Source organism: Afifella sp. H1R (assembly GCF_021462425.1).
Lineage (GTDB): Bacteria > Pseudomonadota > Alphaproteobacteria > Rhizobiales > Afifellaceae > Afifella > Afifella aestuarii.
The window spans coordinates 402256-418639 of record NZ_JAKEDY010000001.1 but is presented as its reverse complement, the minus strand read 5'-3'; the positions used below and the strand labels follow the sequence as shown (position 1 = coordinate 418639).

Below are 16384 nucleotides of genomic sequence, written 5' to 3'. Positions count from 1 at the left end.
AGGTCGCACTCAGCCGAGCTCGATCGAACGCCGTTTGGCCGCGGCGATCGCCTCACGCATCAAATCGACCAGACCATGCTCGGCCATCAGCACATCGAGCGCCGCCTGGGTGGTGCCACCCGGAGAGGTCACGTTCCGGCGCAACTCCTCCGCAGCGAGGGGACTTCCGGCGAGAAGCGCCCCGCCTCCGACGACAGTCTGGCGCGCAAGCTGCATGGAAAGCTCCGCCGGCAGCCCGGCGGCTTCACCGGCTGCGGCCATCGCCTCGACGAGATGGAAGACGTAAGCGGGCCCCGAGCCCGACACCGCCGTCACCGCATCGATCAGCCCTTCATCGTCGATCCAGGCGATCTCCCCGGTCGGACGCATCAAGGCATCGACCAGAGCGCGGTCCTGCTCGGTCACGGCATCGTTGCCGACCGCCACGGCCATGCCGGCCCCAACCTGCGCCGGGGTGTTCGGCATAATCCGCACGATGCGCGAGGATGCCTCAAACGCTTTCGCCAGGCGGGCGAGCCCGATCCCGGCCGCAACCGAGATAATCAGCGTCTCTTCGCCTGCGTAGAGCGCCGCTTCCGGCAGGACGTTGTCCATCTGCTGCGGCTTGACGGCAAGGACCAGGACACGGGGTGCGCTCTCGGCCTCGTCAGCGCCGTTCGAAATGCCGACGCCCCGGGAGCCCAGCTCATGCGCTCTCTCAGGCGAAAGCCCCGGATCGCGGACGATCGTCCTTTCCGGCGGAAGCCCGGCGGAAAGCCACGCCTCCAGCATCGCGCCGCCCATTCGCCCGGCTCCGATCAGGAGAATAGGCCCGGTCTCAGAAAGAGCCGCTTCGGCGGTCATCGTCTATGCCTCTCCGAGCGTCTCGAAAAGAACCGAACCGAGAGCCTCCTCGGGAGATTTCCCGGCCCAGATGACAAACTGGAAGGCCTGATAGTAGCGCTCGCAAGCCTCCACCGCAGCCGATAGGATTCCCTCAAGCTGACCGGTGTTGACCTCGGCCCCGTCTGACAGAAGCAATGCGCTCCGGTACATGATGACGCCTTCAGCCTGCCAGAGATCGAAATGGCCGATCCACAATTGCTCGTTCACCAGCGCCAGAAGACGCATGATCTCGGTCTTGCGGCGCTCACTGACACGAAAATCGAAGGCGGCAGCAAGATGCATCGCCTCCAATTCTTCCATCCATGACAGAGAAATATTGTAGTCGCAGAAGCTGCCGGCGATCGAAACGGTAATCTCGTCCTCGCCGGACCGGTCAAAGCTCCAATCGTGGTAGGTGGCGATCTGCTCCACCAGGTCGACAAGATTTCCGGCGGCAGCGGTCTGAAAATCGAGCAGGCTCATAATTGGCCCTCGCATCTTGGGAGGTTGCAAGGCATCGGAAAGTGATGGGACGCGATGAGAATCAGCAGCTCCTTCAGTTCTTTAGCCTTAGGTGTGGGCGTGTCGATTTAATGACGCCACGAATCTCTTCCGTTTCCAAGTATAGGAACGAAGGCGTGCCGCAAAACCCGCAGCTCGGTCGGAGACGGCTTTTCCACGACCGATCGCCCGACGCCGAACTCGACGCCGGGGCCGTTGTCGCACGGAAGAGAAATGTCAGTCGGCGAGAGGCCCTTCCTCGTCGGCCGCAAGCCGTGCTTCATCGCCGGCAAGCCGCGCTTCGAGAGCAGCGACACGCTGCTGCAAGGCTTCGTTCTCCGCGCGCGCCTTCAAAGCCATGTCACGAACGGTTTCGAACTCCTCGCGCTGGATGAGATCGAGCTCCGACATGATGCGCTCAAGCTGCGAGCGCATCGCCGTTTCGGCTTCGCGCCGCACCCCCTGCGCTACCCCCGTCGCATCCGTCATCAGCTTGGCGAATTCGTCCATGAGGCGATTGGAGGTTTGCGTCATCGGGATCCCTTTCCGGCATTGTTTGGCACTGACGCCAGGCGTTCCTTCGGTGGCGCTGCGGCATACAGAGGGTGAGATATAGGACCTCGGCGCCGCGCCGCAAGCGGAGAGACAAGGGCGTGGGGTCGCGGCAGAGCGAGCGCGGCGACCACAGCCCGCGCCCGGTTGACCCGCAGCGCCATTCTGGGCAAGGGTCCGGCGCGCTTTAAACAGAAGCATCGTGAATTCCCGTGGCCCTGCCGTTTCCGAAGATCGATCCCGTTGCCGTGGAGATCGGCCCCCTCGCCGTGCGCTGGTACGGTCTCGCCTATTTTGTCGGCATCCTTCTCGGCTGGTGGTATGCGCGGCGCCAGGCAAATAACCCGCGCCTCTGGCAGGGAGGGCGCGCGCCTCTCACGGCCACGGATCTCGACGATTTCGTCTTATGGATCACCATCGGCATCATCCTCGGCGGGCGGCTCGGATACGCGTTTTTCTACCAGCCAGGCCACTTCTTGAACGAGCCACTCGCCTTCTTTCGGTTGTGGGAAGGTGGAATGTCGTTCCACGGCGGTCTGATCGGCACGATCGTGGCTATGATGGCGTTTTCCTGGAAACGCGGCCTTCCGTTGATGTCGCTTTTCGACGTCGTATCGACCGCTGTCCCCTTCGGCCTTTTCTTCGGCCGCATCGCCAATTTCATCAACGGCGAGCTCTTCGGGCGCCCGACGGACGTTCCCTGGGCAATGGTGTTTCCGGGCGGCGGCGGAGTTCCGAGACATCCAAGCCAGCTTTACGAAGCGGCTCTGGAGGGGATCCTGCTGTTCCTCATTCTGCGGCTCCTGACGCATCATTTCAGGAGCCTGCGCTATCCCGGCCTGACGAGCGGCGTTTTCCTCATCTTTTATGGAGCGTTCCGCATCTTCGTCGAGTTCTTCCGCCAGCCTGACCCGCAACTCGGTTTCATCGCGGCGTTCCTCACAATGGGCATGATCTTGTCGCTTCCCATGATCCTGATCGGTGCCGGAGCAGTCATCTACGCATGGCGGCGGGGCCCACAGGCGACGGAGGACGGGGTGTGACGGGGACACTTTCAGATGCGCTGAAAGACATCATCCGCACCAACGGACCGATGACGCTTGCAAGCTGGATGGGCCATTGCCTCGGCCATCCCGAACACGGCTACTACGTCACCCGCGATCCGTTCGGCGCGAGGGGCGATTTCATCACGGCCCCCGAAGTGAGCCAGATGTTCGGGGAGATCATCGGGGCCTGGGTCATCGATCTCTGGCAACAGGCGGGCTGTCCGCAGCCCATCAATCTCGTCGAGCTTGGCCCCGGCCGTGGCACCTTGATGAGCGACATCCTGCGGGTCGTGCGTCTCAAGCCGAACTTCTGCAGCGAGTTGTCCGTGCATCTCGTGGAGACGAGCCCGGTCCTTGCGAAGGCACAGGAAACGGCCCTTGCGTCCTTCGCCGGCCGCAAAGAGTGGCATGAAAGCCTCCAGACGCTGCCGCAAGGTCCGCTTTTTGTCGTCGCCAACGAGTTTTTCGACGCGCTGCCGATCCGTCAGTTCGTCTTCAGGCGGGGAAGCTGGGAGGAGCGCATGCTCGGCCTCGATGCCGAGGGCGAGCTCACTTTCGGCTTCGGACCAGGGCGCCCGGAGAATGTCCCGTTCGAACCGCAGGATGGCGATGTCTGGGAAGAGCGGCCCGCTGCGGCCCCGATCGTGGCCGAGTTGGCGGAGCGCTTTGCAAGTGACGGCGGCGGCGCTCTCATCATCGACTACGGCCATGGCGAGCCGGGCTTCGGGGATACGCTCCAGGCCGTGGCCCGGCACGAATTCGCCGATCCGTTGAAACGGCCCGGCGAGGTGGATCTGACGGCGCACGTCGATTTTTCGGCGCTGTCCGACGCCGCGTTCGCGGCCGGAGCCGATGTCTACGGCCCCATGCACCAGGGCGAATTTCTTCTGCATCTCGGGCTCGTCGAACGCGCAGGACGTCTCGGATTCGGGCGCAGCGAAGAGGAGCAGGAGGCACTTCGCAATGAAGTGACCCGCCTCGCCGGCCCGGAGGAAATGGGAGAGCTCTTCAAGGTCCTGGCGATCGTCAAGCCAGGGCTCGTGCCGGCACCCTTTGCCGCTTCGTAGATTTCAGATGGGCGCGTGCAGACAGCACCCTGACGGTTGCCCGCACGACCACCATTCTTTTCGGCGCGGACACGCCTCATCCCGACAGGAAGGACAGATGATGCCGTTCTCTCGCTCTCTTCGTTCATTGCTCGCAGCCGGGCTCATCGCCGCCGGGGGAAGCGCCTTCGCTCAGGGGGCGGGACCGATCGAGGTCGGCGATCTGACGATCAGCCACGCATGGACCCGGGCGACGCCACCGGGCGCACCGTCGGCCGGCGGCTATCTCACGATCTCGAATGAGGGTTCGCAACCAGATCGGCTCGTCTCCGTCTCCGCTCCCTTCGCAAAGGAAAGCCTCGTCCATGCCATGAGCATGCAGGATGGCGTCATGAAAATGCGGGAGATGACCGAGGGGCTCGAGATCCAGCCGGGCGAGAGCGTGACGCTCGAGCCCGGCGGCAACCACGTGATGTTCATGGGCCTCGAGACCGCCTTGACCGCGGGAAAGTCCGTTCCGGTGACTCTCACTTTCGCGAGGGCTGGAAAAGTGGAGATCTCTTTGCCGACGGCCAAGATCGGAGCCACGCAGCCTCCTGAAGTGTCGAAGTAGGCGCGGGACACGCTGCGACCATGCATCTCCGGCAAATCCTGTTTGGCGCCTTTGCCTTGCTGATCGCCGCTTCGGCAGAGCCGGCGGCAGCGCGTGTTCAGCAGCCGGGCGAAGCCTCGGGTGGAACCGTGCGCATTCATTCGGGCTTCGTGCGGGCGACGGCGGGACCGGCGCTGGATACCGCCGCCTACCTCATCATCACCAACACAGGTCTGCAGCCGGAGCGCCTTCTTTATGTGGAGACGCCTTTTGCCGAACGGGGCGAGCTGCGGCAGACGCGCTTCAATGAAGAGGGTGCCCTCGAGACACGCCGGATCAGAAGCATCAGCATTCCGCCCGGCCGCACGATCAGGCTCAGGCCGGGCGGCGATCATCTCGTCTTCTGCGGACTTGCGAAGCCCCTCGCACAACATGAACGAATCCCGGTCACGCTCACTTTCGCCAAAGCGGGCCGCATCGAACTCTCGTTGCCCGTTGCCACAGCCGGCGCAAGGCAACCGCCGAGCTGAAGACCATGGGAGGCAACGACCACGGGTTCGACAGTCTCATTATTTCGTTGTGGGGGATGCTCCCGCATGATTCGATCTCGACCAGCCATTCCACGATTTTGAGAGAAGAATGTCTCCGACACCGATCCAGGCTGATGCCCTCGCCTTCCCAAATATCCGTCACGCCTTCTTCACGCGGGAGGGCGGCGTCTCAGAGGGTATCTATGCGAGCCTCAACACCGGGCTCGGCTCCTCGGATGATCGTCTGCATATCCTGGAAAATCGCGCGCGGGCCTGCCGCCATCTGGAGGTCGCGCCGGAGCTCCTCGCCACGCCCCATCAGATCCACAGCAGCGATGCGACCGTGGTCCACGAGGTCTGGGCGCCCGGTGAGGGCCCGCGTTGCGACGCGCTGGTGACGGACCGGCGCGGGATCCTTCTCGGCATCGGCACCGCCGATTGCGGACCCGTTCTTTTCGCCGACGCGAAGGCCGGCGTGATCGGCGCGGCGCACGCCGGATGGAAGGGCGCATTTTCCGGCGTTCTCGAAGCCACCATCGACGCCATGGCGCAACTCGGCGCCGAGCAATCCTCGATTGTCGCCGTTTTGGGGCCCACCATCTCCGGCAAGAACTACGAGGTCGGCGAGGATTTCATGGACCGCTTTTTATCTGCAGACGCTGAGAACAAGACATTCTTCTCTGCGTCCGAGCGGACAGGCCACGCGATGTTCGACCTCCCGGGTTACATCGTGAAGCGCCTGCGAGGGGCGGGTATTGAGGCGCACAACCTCGATCTCTGCACCTATGCGGATGAAGACCGCTTCTTTTCCTATCGTCGTGCGACCCATCGCGGCGAAAAGGATTATGGACGCCTGCTCTCAGCAATTGTCCTGGCATAGGCAGAAAGCACGAGGTGCGTCTGTCTGCCATGCATAGACGCAGGGGACGGGCGGCGTTAGCTGGTGGACGTCGGCACGGTCAGCCGGTATGAGGCCCTTCTGAAAAGGCTTGATTATGCGACTGTCTCCGCTTCTGGCGTTTTTCGCGCTCATCCCTCTGGCCGCGTGCAACCCCGCCCTCAACACGGGCGGGCCGGGTGCTACTATGTCCAGTTCAAGCAAGGTGACGACAGACGCACGCGTTGCTTTCGCACCATTGACCGGGCCGCCCCAGAAAATCGCAGACGCACTTGCCGTTGAAGTGGCACGCGGCGCGACGAGTCGCGGGATCGCTTTGGCCAACTTTCAGGACGCGACCGCCAATTACACGATGAAGGGTTATCTCTCGGCCGTCGCCGAAGATGACGGAACACTCGTCGTCTATGTCTGGGATGTGCTGTCGCCCGAGTTGAAGCGCGTGCATCGGATTGCCGGAAAGATCATGATCGAGCGCAAGGCAAGCGATCCGTGGTCGGCCGTCGACGACAAGACGCTGGCGCTCGTCTCGCAGGAAACACTCGACAAACTGACATCCTGGCTTGCGTCCGGTTGATCAGCGCACACAGTTCGCTATACGCCAGCCTTGCCGCCGTGCAGGGCGACCGCGCCGAAAGGCGCTTCCTTTGCAGCTCGCCACTCCGGGGAGCCGCCTGAATGTTTGAGAGGGCTTCCAGCCGATGAAAATCGTCGCCGGCAATTCCAACCGGAGTCTTGCGCAGCAGATCAGTTCCTATCTCGATGTGGAACTGGCGAAATGTGCCGTAAGACGGTTCGCCGACCAAGAGATCTTCGTAGAGATCCAGGAAAACGTGCGCGGCGAAGACGTCTTCGCCATCCAGTCGACGAGCTTTCCCGCCAACGACAATCTGATGGAGCTGTTGATCATCATCGACGCGCTCCGACGGGCGTCGGCGCGGCGCATTACGGCGGTGATCCCCTATTACGGCTATGCCCGCCAGGACCGAAAGCCGGCGGCCCGCACGCCGATCTCCGCCAAACTCGTCGCCAATCTCATTACTGAAGCCGGCGCGGATCGCGTCCTCACGCTCGACCTGCACGCCGGTCAGATCCAGGGCTTCTTCGACATCCCGACGGACAATCTCTATGCGGCGCCTGTGTTCACGCGCGACGTGAAAGAGCATTACGAACTCGGCAATGTCATGGTCGTATCGCCCGACGTCGGCGGCGTGGTGCGCGCACGCGCCATCGCCAAACGCATCGATGCGCCGCTCGCCATCGTCGACAAACGCCGTGAGCGTCCGGGCGAATCGGAAGTGATGAACATCATCGGCGAAGTGGCCGGCCGTGACTGCCTTCTCGTCGACGACATCGTCGATTCCGGCGGCACGCTGTGCAACGCCGCCGACGCGCTGCTCGCCAAGGGCGCCACGTCCGTCACCGCCTATATCACCCACGGCGTGCTTTCGGGCGGAGCCGTCGCCCGTATCACGGCCTCGCGGCTGACCGAACTCGTGATTACCGATTCCATCGAGCCGACGGCGGCCGTCACCAGCGCGCACAATGTTCGCGTGGTTTCGATCGCGGCCCTTCTCGGCGAGGCGATCTCGCGCACCGCCCTGGAAAAATCTGTCTCCAGTCTCTTCGACTAGGCCCTGGACTTCGCATCCGCGAAGTCCAGGGTCACGTGTTGCCGGATATTCCGATCACTTCACGATGATCTTCCCGTACATCCCCGCCTCGCGGTGGCCGGGGATGAGACAGGCGTATTCAAAAGTCCCTGGCTCGGTGAATTGCCAGGAGAGCGTCGTGCTCTCTCCCGGCTGAAGCCTGGCCGCGTTGGGATCGGCGTGCGCCATATCGGGGTTTTCGCCCATATCCTGGGCGTGGGCCTCATTCGTCGCGGCCGTGCCGATCACGAACTCATGCTCCAGGGCGCCTTCGTTGTGCAGCACGAAACGCACTTCTGTCCCGCGGTCGAGGGCCAGATGGTCGGGCGAATAGTGCATGCCCTGGTCGCTTTCTGAGAGCACGATTTCGATTTGCCGGGCTTCGGCAGCCCCATCGCCGGGACGACCGTAAGCCGTCTCTGCGCGATGACCATGCCCGGCCTCCATACCGTGCATTCCGTCCTGCCCGTGCATGCTCGCAGCACCGGCCAGCGTGGCGGCAGACACTGCCCCGACAGCAAACGCAAAAATCCCAACTTTCCGCATCTCTGAGTCTCCACGCCGCCCGAACTTGCGCATTGCGGGAGCCTATGGCGGCGAAGCATCGGTAGCGGCGAAATGCCGCGACCCCGCACGCACTTCGTGGCTCCCTCGACAAATTGTCAAGCCGGTTCGGCTCCCCTCGAGACGACGCGGCACGCCTTGAAGCGGCTGTCATATTGACGAGATACCGCTGGCACGAAATCCGGGGGGCGCGATGCAAGACGAAACGGTCAAGATCGAGGGCAGCGCCCTCGAGGTCTTCAAGGTCTTTCTGGTGCGCGGCCTCACCTCGTTCGGCGGACCTGTCGCGCATCTCGGCTATTATCACGAGGCCTTCGTCAAGAAGCGCGGCTGGTTGAGCGACGCGGCTTATGCCGATTTGATCGCGCTTTGCCAGTTTCTCCCCGGCCCGGCCTCCAGCCAGGTCGGGATGGCGATCGGTCTGATGCGCGCGGGCTATCTCGGTATGCTGGCCGCCTTTGTCGGCTTCACGCTGCCCTCAGCCCTCCTCATGTACGGCTTCGCCGAGGCTTTCGGCTTTCTCTCGCCGCTCATCGGATCCGGCTGGATCGCCGGCCTCAAAGCCGCGGCCGTTGCCGTCGTGGCTCTTGCCCTCCTCGGCATGGCGCAAAAGCTGACGCCGGATCTCCGTCGCCTTGCCATGGCGGCCGGGGCCGCCGCGCTCGTTCTTGTCACGCACACGCCGTGGACGCAGCTTGGCGCCATTCTTATGGGCGCACTCCTCGGGCTCTTGGTCATCCCGAACAAAGCGGTCGAGGCGCGCGAAGCCGAAGCCGCCATCGACACAAAGGTCGGGCGGCGCCTCGGCCTTGCGGCCTTCGCTCTCTTCGTCCTCCTGCTTCTCGTGGCATTCATGCTGCGTGGGAGCCCGACCGGCATTGGGCTTGCGGCCCATTTTTACCACGCCGGCGCTCTCGTCTTCGGCGGCGGCCACGTCGTTCTGCCTCTTCTGGAAACGGAGGTCGTCGATCCGGGCCTCGTCTCTCGCGATGCGTTCCTCGCCGGATATGGCGCCGCGCAGGCACTGCCTGGGCCACTCTTTGCCTTTTCGGCCTATCTTGGCACGCTCGCACAAACACCTCTCGCCGGGGCGGTCGGAGGTCTCGTCGCGCTGTTGGCGATTTTCCTTCCAGGCGCGCTTCTCGTCGTCGCGGCCCTCCCCTTCTGGGGGGAGCTTCAGCACGCACCAGGCGCACGCCGCGCCCTGGCCGGCGTGAACGCCGCCGTGGTCGGCATCCTCGCCGCCGCGCTTTACGATCCAGTCTTTACCGCGGGTGTGAACTCGCCCGACAGCTTTGCGATCGCCACAAGCGCCTTTCTGGCTCTTCTGGTGCCACGTGTGCCGGCATGGGGCGTGGTGATTGCGGCAGCCAGCGTCGGGGCCGTCATACTCTAAGCCGCCTCCTCGCCGTCCCGCCTCCGCATTGCCTTTTATGCAGGCCTCGCCTATAAGCGCGCCCACGTGCCGGCACCCTTGGAGGCCGGACGTACGAGGAGCCGCGCCATGCGGCTCTTTCTCTTCTTAAACCTAGGAGTGCACCAATGAGCCATAGCTACGAGCTCACAGCTGAGGTGCGCGAACGGAGCGGCAAGGGGGCCGCACGTGCCGTGCGCCGCGAGGGTAAAGTCCCAGCCGTCATTTACGGCGACAAGAAGCCCGCCACACCGATCGCGCTGAACTACAAAGAACTGAATTTGAAGCTGCATGCCGGCGGCTTTCTCACCACCGTCGCAACCATCAACGTTGACGGCGACAAGGTGCGCGTGATCCCGAAGGATTTTCAGCTCGATCCCGTTCGCGGCTTCCTGATGCATGTGGACTTTCTGCGCATTTCGCGCGGCACGACGCTGACCCTGGAACTGCCGGTGCACTTCATCAACGAGGAAGAAGCTCCGGGTCTCACCCGCGGCGGCGTTCTCAATGTCGTGCGCCACACCGTCGAGGTGCACGTGCCGGCGGATCAGATTCCTGAAAATCTGGTGGCCGATCTCGCCGGTCTCGATATCGGCGACGGCATCCACATCTCCAACGTTGCCCTGCCCGAGGGTGTGACGCCGACCATCACGGACCGCGACTTCACCATCGCCACGATCGCCGCCCCGGCGTCGCTCGTCAGCGAAGAGAGTGAAGAAGAGGCCGAGGGTGAAGAGCCCGAGGTCGAAGGCGAAGGTGACGAGGAAGAGGAGACGGAGGAGTAATCCTCCCCCTCACGACCAAGGGAGGTCGGACGATGCTGTTGATCGTCGGTCTCGGCAATCCTGGTCGCCGGTACGCTCATCATCGGCACAATATCGGCTTCATGGCGGTGGACGAAATCCACCGCCATCATCGTTTTTCGAACTGGCGCGCGCGTTTCCAGGGGGAAGCGGCCGAGGGCCAGATCGGCGACGAGAAGGTCGTTATCGTCAAACCCGCGACCTTTATGAACGAATCCGGCCGCTCCGCCGGAGACGCCATGCGCTTCTACAAGCTGAAGCCGGAAGACGTGCTCGTCATCCACGATGATTTGGACCTGGCGCCAGGCAAGCTTCGCCTCAAGACGGGCGGCGGCCATGGCGGCCACAACGGTCTCAAATCGCTCGACGCGCATATCGGGAAATCCTACCGCCGCATGCGCATCGGGATCGGTCATCCGGGCGCCAAGGAACTGGTCAACGCCCATGTCCTCCACGATTTCGCCAAGGAAGACGAAGCGTGGCGCGAGCCGCTCTTGCGGGCAATTGCGGAAAATATCGGTCTTCTGGCAGAGGGCGATGAAGCCAATTTCATGAACCGCGTGCATCTGGCGAGCAACGGCTCGGCGCAACGCGCCGCCGAGGAGGCCCCTCTGCCTCCGTCACCCGCCAGTTCGCGTGTCTCGGGAGAAAGCCGATCAGGACCGCTTGCCGATGGGCTCAAAAGGCTCTTCCGGCGCGATTCCTAATCGCACCCTCCCCCTCACACCAACTTTCGAACAGGCATCGCCATGGGTTTCAAATGCGGCATCGTCGGGCTGCCCAATGTCGGCAAGTCCACCTTGTTCAACGCGCTCACCAAGACGGCCGCGGCGCAAGCAGCGAATTATCCCTTCTGCACGATCGAACCGAACACCGGTGAAGTCGCGGTCCCCGACCCGCGCCTCAAGCGCATTGCGGAGATCACGAAATCCGCCCAAACGGTGCCGACCCGCCTCACCTTCGTCGACATTGCCGGCCTCGTGCGCGGAGCCTCCAAGGGCGAGGGCCTCGGCAACCAGTTTCTCGCCAACATCCGCGAAGTCGATGCCATCGCGCATGTCCTGCGCTGCTTCGAAGACGGCGATGTCACCCATGTGGAAGGCCGCATCGATCCCGTGGCCGACGCGGAGACGGTCGAGACCGAGCTGATGCTTGCCGATCTCGAAAGCCTTGAACGCCGCGTCGTGGCGATGCGCAAGAAGGCAACGGCCAAAGACAAGGAAGCGCTCGCCTTTCTGCCGGTGATGGAAAAGGCGCTCGCGGCCCTCCAGGAAGGCCGCATGGTGCGCACGATCCGCGCCGAACTATCCGACGAGGATCGGGCGATCCTGCGCACGCTCGGGCTTTTGACGTCCAAGCCCGTCCTCTACGTCTGCAACGTGGCGGAAGACGAAGCCGCCACAGGCAACGCGCATTCCGCTCGTGTCGCCGAGCGTGCCGCCGCCGAAGGGGCCGCCTGCGTCGTCATCTCCGCCTCGATCGAAGCGGAAATCGCCCAGCTCGATGCTGAAGAACAGGCCGATTACCTTGCCGATCTCGGCCTCGAAGAGCCAGGCCTCGACCGGCTCATCCGCGCCGGCTACGAGCTTCTGGATCTGATCACCTTCTTCACGGCCGGGCCGAAGGAAGCGCGCGCCTGGACGATCCGGCGCGGCTCGCGAGCCCCGCAGGCCGCAGGCACGATCCACTCCGATTTCGAACGCGGCTTCATTCGCGCGCAGACCATCAAATACGATGACTTCATCGAACTCGGCGGAGAGACGGCCGCCAAGGAGGCGGGTCGGGCACGCGACGAAGGCAAGGAATACGTCGTCGAAGACGGCGACGTGCTCCTCTTCAAGTTCAACGCCTGAACCTTTGGGCCTGAACCTTTGGGCCTGAACGTCTGGGCACGAACGCCTCGACAGGAAATTTTGCCGACCCTAAGAATGGGGCATGTTGCACTTCGAGGATTTTCATCCCGGCCTTGAGCTGCCGCTTGCGCCCTATGCCGTGAGCCGCGAGGCGATCATCGCCTTTGCGGCGGAGTTCGATCCCCAGCCATTCCATCTCGACGAAGCCGCCGCGGCATCAAGCATGCTCGGGGGTCTTGCCGCGTCGGGCTGGCACAGCTCGGCGATGTTCATGCGCATGATGTACGATGGCTGGCTGAAAGAGGCCGCCTCGATGGGCTCGTCCGGCATCGAGGAAGCGCGCTGGCTGAGGCCCGTGCGCCCCGGCGATCGCCTCACCGGCGTCTCGCTCGTCCTCGAAAAGCGGCCCTCCGCAAGCCGCCCCCATCTCGGCGTGGTGCGTTTCGAACACCGGGTCGCCAACCAGAACGATCAGCTCGTCCTGACGATGACCAACCCAATCGCCTTCCGGCTCCGCGAGACGGCGACATGAAGACGTTCGAAGCGATCCAGATCGGCGAGCGCATCGTGCTCGGCTCGTATCATTTCACGAGCGAGGAGATCGTCCGTTTCGCAGAAGCCTTCGATCCGCAGGATTTCCATCTCAGCGAAGAAGGTGCACAAAACGGGCCATTCGGCCGCCTCGCCGCCTCCGGATGGCACACGGCCGCGATCTTCATGAAACTGTGGATCGCCTATTCCAAGGAAGAGGCCGAGCGCGGGGATGACTTCGATCCGCGCAATGCCGGTCCTTCCCCGGGATTTGAAGCCCTCAAATGGGTGCAGCCCGTTTTTGCCGGCGACACCCTCACCTACACGACCGAGGTCATCGACAAGAAGGAGAGCGCGTCGCGTCCGGAATGGGGGCTCGTCGTCATGCGCAATGAGGCCCACAAGCAAGACGGAGCGCTCGCCTATACCTTCATCGGCAAGGTCTTCGTGCGGCGTGAGAGGCCTTCAGAAGCGAGATAGAGTGCTGGGGCTAAAAAAGGGGCCCGCGCCCCTCCCATCAGTCGCCAGCGAAGCTCACAAGCGTGCGCACGGGCACACCAAGCTTTTCCAACTTGGCCGCCCCGCCGAGATCCGGCAGATCGATGACGAAGACTGCGGCGATCACATCGGCTCCGATCTGCTGCATCAGTCGGATGGCCGCGTCCGCCGAGCCGCCCGTCGCGATGAGATCATCGACGAGAATCACCTTTTCCTGGGGGCGAATCGCGTCCTTGTGGATCTCCATCTCGTCCAGCCCGTATTCGAGGCTGTAGGCGATGCGGACCGTATCGTAAGGCAGCTTGCCCTTTTTGCGGATCGGCACGAAGCCCGCAGACAGCTGGTGTGCCACGGCGCCACCCAGGATGAAGCCGCGGGCCTCGATGCCGGCGACCTTGTCGATCTTCGAGCCGGCCCAGGGCTGAACCAGTTCGTCGACCGCACGCCGGAAGGCGCGCGCATCCCCCAACAATGTGGTGATGTCGCGAAACGCGATTCCCGGCTTCGGATAATCCGGAATTGTCCGGATGGTGCTCTCGAGCGTGTCGATCAGGCTGTTCATCCCTCGCCCCAGCTGCCTTAGCTTTCGTCCGCTTTTGCGCGAACGGTCAGTGGCTTAACACCGGATAACCGCGACGGCCAGATGGGCATCTTGCCGCCGGACAAAGGCTGCCGATCAATGCAGGCAATTGACACCAGAGACCGAAGCACGGGCCTCGCGCGCGGCCAAAAGAAATGGCCGCGGACGAGCCGCGGCCATCGAAAATATCCGATCGGAGTGAGCGGAGATCAGTGCTCCACGTTCGACCAGACCTTGCGCTTCACGTAGTAGACGAGGCCGCAGAAGACGAGCAGGAAGGCGATCACAGTGAAGCCCATCGACTTGCGGGCCTCCATGTGCGGCTCCGCCGCCCACATCAGGAACGCAGCCACGTCGCGGGAATACTGATCCACCGTCTGCGGGACGTCGTTGTTCGGATCGTCGTCCTGGTTCTGCGCATACTCGACCAAATCTTCGAACAAGGGGGGCGGCATCGCCAGGGCGGCAGCGTACATGTAATGCGGGTTGTAGTACTGCCCCGGGAGGACCGTCACGCCTTCAGGCGCCTCGTCCTCATAGCCCGTCAGAAGCGCATGGATGTAATCCGGGCCGCCCTCCTGATAGGTGGTGAAGATATCGATCAGGAACTGCGGAAAGCCGCGTTCCACGCCGCGCGCCTTGGCCAGCACGGACATGTCCGGCGGGATCGCGCCGCCATTGGCGTAGCGGGCCGCCTCATCGTTCGGGAACGGAGCCGGGAAATAGTCCGACGGCCGGCCCGGCCGCTCAAACATCTCACCCGTGTCGTCCGGACCGTCCTGGATCTGGTATTCGGCCGCAAGCGCTTCCACCTCCTCTTCCGAGAAGTGGGGCCCGCCCTCCCAGCCGAGAGCACGGAACGGCACCAGCTTCATCGAGTGGCAGGCCGAGCAGACTTCCCGGTAGACCTGGAAGCCGCGCTGCAGCTGCTGCTGATCGAATTTGCCGAAGGGCCCGGCGAAGCTCCACTCCATCTCTTCCGGCTCTTCGAGCGGGAAATGAGGCAGTGCCGATTCTTCGGGTTTCGCCTCCGGAGATTCCGGAGCCGCCGGAGCGTCTTGCTGGGCTGCCGCCACGGACAGTCCGGCCAGAACGAGAACGCCAGCTGCCGAAAGACGCGTTATGGATTTAAGCATTGTCGTCATGGTGTTTGTCGCAGTTCCGTCTCGCATCAGCCGCGTCGTTCCGGGGAGGCCGCCGCTTCGGCCGGCGTCCCGCCACCCCCGCTCTTATGCTTGGAAAGCACAGCCTCGGTGATGGAAGTCGGGCGAGGCCTCGGCTTCTCGATGTACCCCAGCAGCGGGAAGATGATGAGGAAGTGGACGAAGTAGTACGCCGTCAGGAGCTGCGTAGCGATCACGTACCAGCCTTCCGGCGGCTTGGCGCCGAAATAGCCAAGGCAGATGACGTCCACCACGAAGATCCAGAAGAAGATGCGATAGAGCGGACGGTACGCCGCCGAGAGCACCTTCGACCTGTCCAGCCACGGCAGGAAGAAGAGCACGATGATCGAGGAGAACATCGCGATCACGCCGCCGAGCTTGGACGGGATGGCCCGCAGGATCGCGTAGAACGGCAGGAAGTACCATTCCGGCACGATGTGCGGAGGCGTCACCAGCGGGTTGGCCAGCGTGTAATTGTCCGGATGGCCGAGATAGTTCGGCAGGTAGAACAAGAACCACGCGAAGAACAGCGCGAAGGCGACCATCGCCACCGCGTCCTTCATGGTCGCGTGCGGCGTGAACGGCACCACGTCGCTGCGCGACTTCGGCTCGACGCCCGTCGGGTTGGTCTGCCCGGTCACATGGAACGCCCAGACGTGGAGAATGACCACGCCGACGATCATGAACGGCAGCAGATAATGCAGCGAGAAGAAGCGGTTCAGCGTCGGATTGCCGACCGCGAAGCCGCCCCACAGCCAGTGGGTGATGGTTTCGCCGACCAGCGGGATCGCCGAGAACAGGTTGGTGATGACGGTGGCGCCCCAGAAGCTCATCTGGCCCCAAGGAAGCACGTAGCCCATGAAGGCCGTCGCCATCATCAGGAGGAAGAGGATGACGCCCAGGATCCACTGGATTTCGCGCGGGGCCTTGTAGGAACCGTAGTAAAGGCCGCGGAACATGTGGATGTAGACCGCGATGAAGAACATCGACGATCCGTTGGCGTGCATGTAGCGCAACAGCCAGCCGTAGTTCACGTCGCGCATGATCTGCTCGACGGAGGTGAAGGCGATCGCGGAATTGGCGGCATAGTGCATCGCCAGCACCACGCCGGTGAGGATCTGAACCACAAGCACGAGGCTCAGGATCGCGCCGAAGGCATAGGAATAGTTGAGGTTCCGCGGGATCGGATAGGCGATAAAGGAATCGTACATGAGCCGCGGGAGCGGCATGCGCGAATCGATCCAGCGTTCAATGCCGGTGCGCGGTTGGTATTCGGATGTACCCTGCATTCTCGTTCTCC

At 63.2% G+C, this 16384-nt stretch carries 20 protein-coding genes; 13 read left to right on the top strand and 7 right to left on the bottom strand.

Translation table 11 applies throughout. The features are described from left to right. Nucleotides 1-9: 9 nt before the first annotated feature. The 3 genes from proC to L0F51_RS01920 form a co-directional block, all read right to left on the bottom strand. Nucleotides 10-843, bottom strand: coding sequence for a pyrroline-5-carboxylate reductase (proC, locus tag L0F51_RS01930; RefSeq protein ID WP_234627710.1), 834 nt, complete (start codon nucleotides 841-843; stop codon nucleotides 10-12). A 3-nt stretch (nucleotides 844-846) separates the two neighbouring features. Continuing rightward, nucleotides 847-1347 carry a YbjN domain-containing protein gene (locus L0F51_RS01925; RefSeq protein ID WP_092815220.1) on the bottom strand — a complete coding sequence of 167 codons (501 nt, stop codon included), beginning with the start codon at nucleotides 1345-1347 and terminating at the stop codon, nucleotides 847-849. Between the two features lie 255 nt (nucleotides 1348-1602). After that, on the bottom strand, nucleotides 1603-1899 hold the full coding sequence (locus tag L0F51_RS01920; RefSeq protein WP_092815223.1) for an accessory factor UbiK family protein: 297 nt from the start codon (nucleotides 1897-1899) through the stop codon (nucleotides 1603-1605). A gap of 224 nt (nucleotides 1900-2123) precedes the next feature. Between L0F51_RS01920 and lgt the strand changes: the two genes are divergently transcribed. The 7 genes from lgt to L0F51_RS01885 all read left to right on the top strand — a co-directional run bounded on the left by lgt (nucleotide 2124) and on the right by L0F51_RS01885 (nucleotide 7660). Beyond that, nucleotides 2124-2960, top strand: a complete 837-nt coding sequence (gene lgt / locus L0F51_RS01915) for a prolipoprotein diacylglyceryl transferase (protein WP_234629304.1) — start codon at nucleotides 2124-2126, stop codon at nucleotides 2958-2960. Further along, complete coding sequence (locus L0F51_RS01910; RefSeq protein ID WP_234627709.1) at nucleotides 2957-4030, top strand: class I SAM-dependent methyltransferase; 1074 nt, start codon at nucleotides 2957-2959, stop codon at nucleotides 4028-4030. Before lgt ends, L0F51_RS01910 begins: the two co-directional genes overlap by 4 nt. 97 nt (nucleotides 4031-4127) lie before the next feature. Next, on the top strand, nucleotides 4128-4622 hold the full coding sequence (locus tag L0F51_RS01905; protein WP_234627708.1) for a copper chaperone PCu(A)C: 495 nt from the start codon (nucleotides 4128-4130) through the stop codon (nucleotides 4620-4622). Nucleotides 4623-4642: 20 nt separating this feature from the next. After that, on the top strand, nucleotides 4643-5131 hold the full coding sequence (locus L0F51_RS01900) for a copper chaperone PCu(A)C (protein WP_234627707.1): 489 nt from the start codon (nucleotides 4643-4645) through the stop codon (nucleotides 5129-5131). Between the two features lie 109 nt (nucleotides 5132-5240). Beyond that, nucleotides 5241-6011, top strand: a complete 771-nt coding sequence (pgeF, locus tag L0F51_RS01895; RefSeq protein ID WP_234627706.1) for a peptidoglycan editing factor PgeF — start codon at nucleotides 5241-5243, stop codon at nucleotides 6009-6011. A gap of 205 nt (nucleotides 6012-6216) precedes the next feature. Then, nucleotides 6217-6603: a hypothetical protein gene (locus tag L0F51_RS01890; RefSeq protein ID WP_234627705.1), complete on the top strand. Its 387-nt coding sequence runs from the start codon at nucleotides 6217-6219 to the stop codon at nucleotides 6601-6603. A 124-nt stretch (nucleotides 6604-6727) separates the two neighbouring features. After that, nucleotides 6728-7660 carry a ribose-phosphate pyrophosphokinase gene (locus L0F51_RS01885; protein ID WP_234627704.1) on the top strand — a complete coding sequence of 311 codons (933 nt, stop codon included), beginning with the start codon at nucleotides 6728-6730 and terminating at the stop codon, nucleotides 7658-7660. A 54-nt stretch (nucleotides 7661-7714) separates the two neighbouring features. Here the strand turns inward: L0F51_RS01885 and L0F51_RS01880 are convergent, their stop codons facing one another. Further along, nucleotides 7715-8224, bottom strand: coding sequence for a plastocyanin/azurin family copper-binding protein (locus tag L0F51_RS01880; RefSeq protein WP_234627703.1), 510 nt, complete (start codon nucleotides 8222-8224; stop codon nucleotides 7715-7717). A 211-nt stretch (nucleotides 8225-8435) separates the two neighbouring features. On the opposite strand from L0F51_RS01880, the gene chrA reads away from it, so the two are divergent. The 6 genes from chrA to L0F51_RS01850 all read left to right on the top strand — a co-directional run bounded on the left by chrA (nucleotide 8436) and on the right by L0F51_RS01850 (nucleotide 13323). After that, nucleotides 8436-9638 (top strand): chromate efflux transporter, encoded by a 1203-nt coding sequence (chrA, locus tag L0F51_RS01875; protein WP_234627702.1) that lies wholly within the window; start codon nucleotides 8436-8438, stop codon nucleotides 9636-9638. A gap of 146 nt (nucleotides 9639-9784) precedes the next feature. Then, a complete protein-coding gene (locus L0F51_RS01870) occupies nucleotides 9785-10441 on the top strand; it encodes a 50S ribosomal protein L25/general stress protein Ctc (protein WP_234627701.1) in 657 nt (218 codons plus the stop codon). A 32-nt stretch (nucleotides 10442-10473) separates the two neighbouring features. Then, complete coding sequence (gene pth / locus L0F51_RS01865) at nucleotides 10474-11166, top strand: aminoacyl-tRNA hydrolase (protein ID WP_234627700.1); 693 nt, start codon at nucleotides 10474-10476, stop codon at nucleotides 11164-11166. Between the two features lie 42 nt (nucleotides 11167-11208). Continuing rightward, nucleotides 11209-12312: a redox-regulated ATPase YchF gene (ychF, locus tag L0F51_RS01860; RefSeq protein ID WP_234627699.1), complete on the top strand. Its 1104-nt coding sequence runs from the start codon at nucleotides 11209-11211 to the stop codon at nucleotides 12310-12312. 82 nt (nucleotides 12313-12394) lie between these two features. Beyond that, nucleotides 12395-12844 carry a MaoC family dehydratase gene (locus L0F51_RS01855; RefSeq protein WP_234627698.1) on the top strand — a complete coding sequence of 150 codons (450 nt, stop codon included), beginning with the start codon at nucleotides 12395-12397 and terminating at the stop codon, nucleotides 12842-12844. After that, nucleotides 12841-13323, top strand: coding sequence for a MaoC family dehydratase (locus L0F51_RS01850; protein ID WP_234627697.1), 483 nt, complete (start codon nucleotides 12841-12843; stop codon nucleotides 13321-13323). The genes L0F51_RS01855 and L0F51_RS01850 overlap by 4 nt, the downstream gene beginning before the upstream one ends. Before the next feature lie 37 nt (nucleotides 13324-13360). Here the strand turns inward: L0F51_RS01850 and L0F51_RS01845 are convergent, their stop codons facing one another. The 3 genes from L0F51_RS01845 to L0F51_RS01835 form a co-directional block, all read right to left on the bottom strand. Continuing rightward, complete coding sequence (locus tag L0F51_RS01845; RefSeq protein WP_092815257.1) at nucleotides 13361-13903, bottom strand: adenine phosphoribosyltransferase; 543 nt, start codon at nucleotides 13901-13903, stop codon at nucleotides 13361-13363. Nucleotides 13904-14130: 227 nt separating this feature from the next. After that, nucleotides 14131-15057 carry a cytochrome c1 gene (locus tag L0F51_RS01840; RefSeq protein ID WP_234629303.1) on the bottom strand — a complete coding sequence of 309 codons (927 nt, stop codon included), beginning with the start codon at nucleotides 15055-15057 and terminating at the stop codon, nucleotides 14131-14133. 35 nt (nucleotides 15058-15092) lie between these two features. After that, nucleotides 15093-16373, bottom strand: a complete 1281-nt coding sequence (locus L0F51_RS01835; RefSeq protein ID WP_234627696.1) for a cytochrome b/b6 — start codon at nucleotides 16371-16373, stop codon at nucleotides 15093-15095. Nucleotides 16374-16384 lie beyond the last annotated feature (11 nt).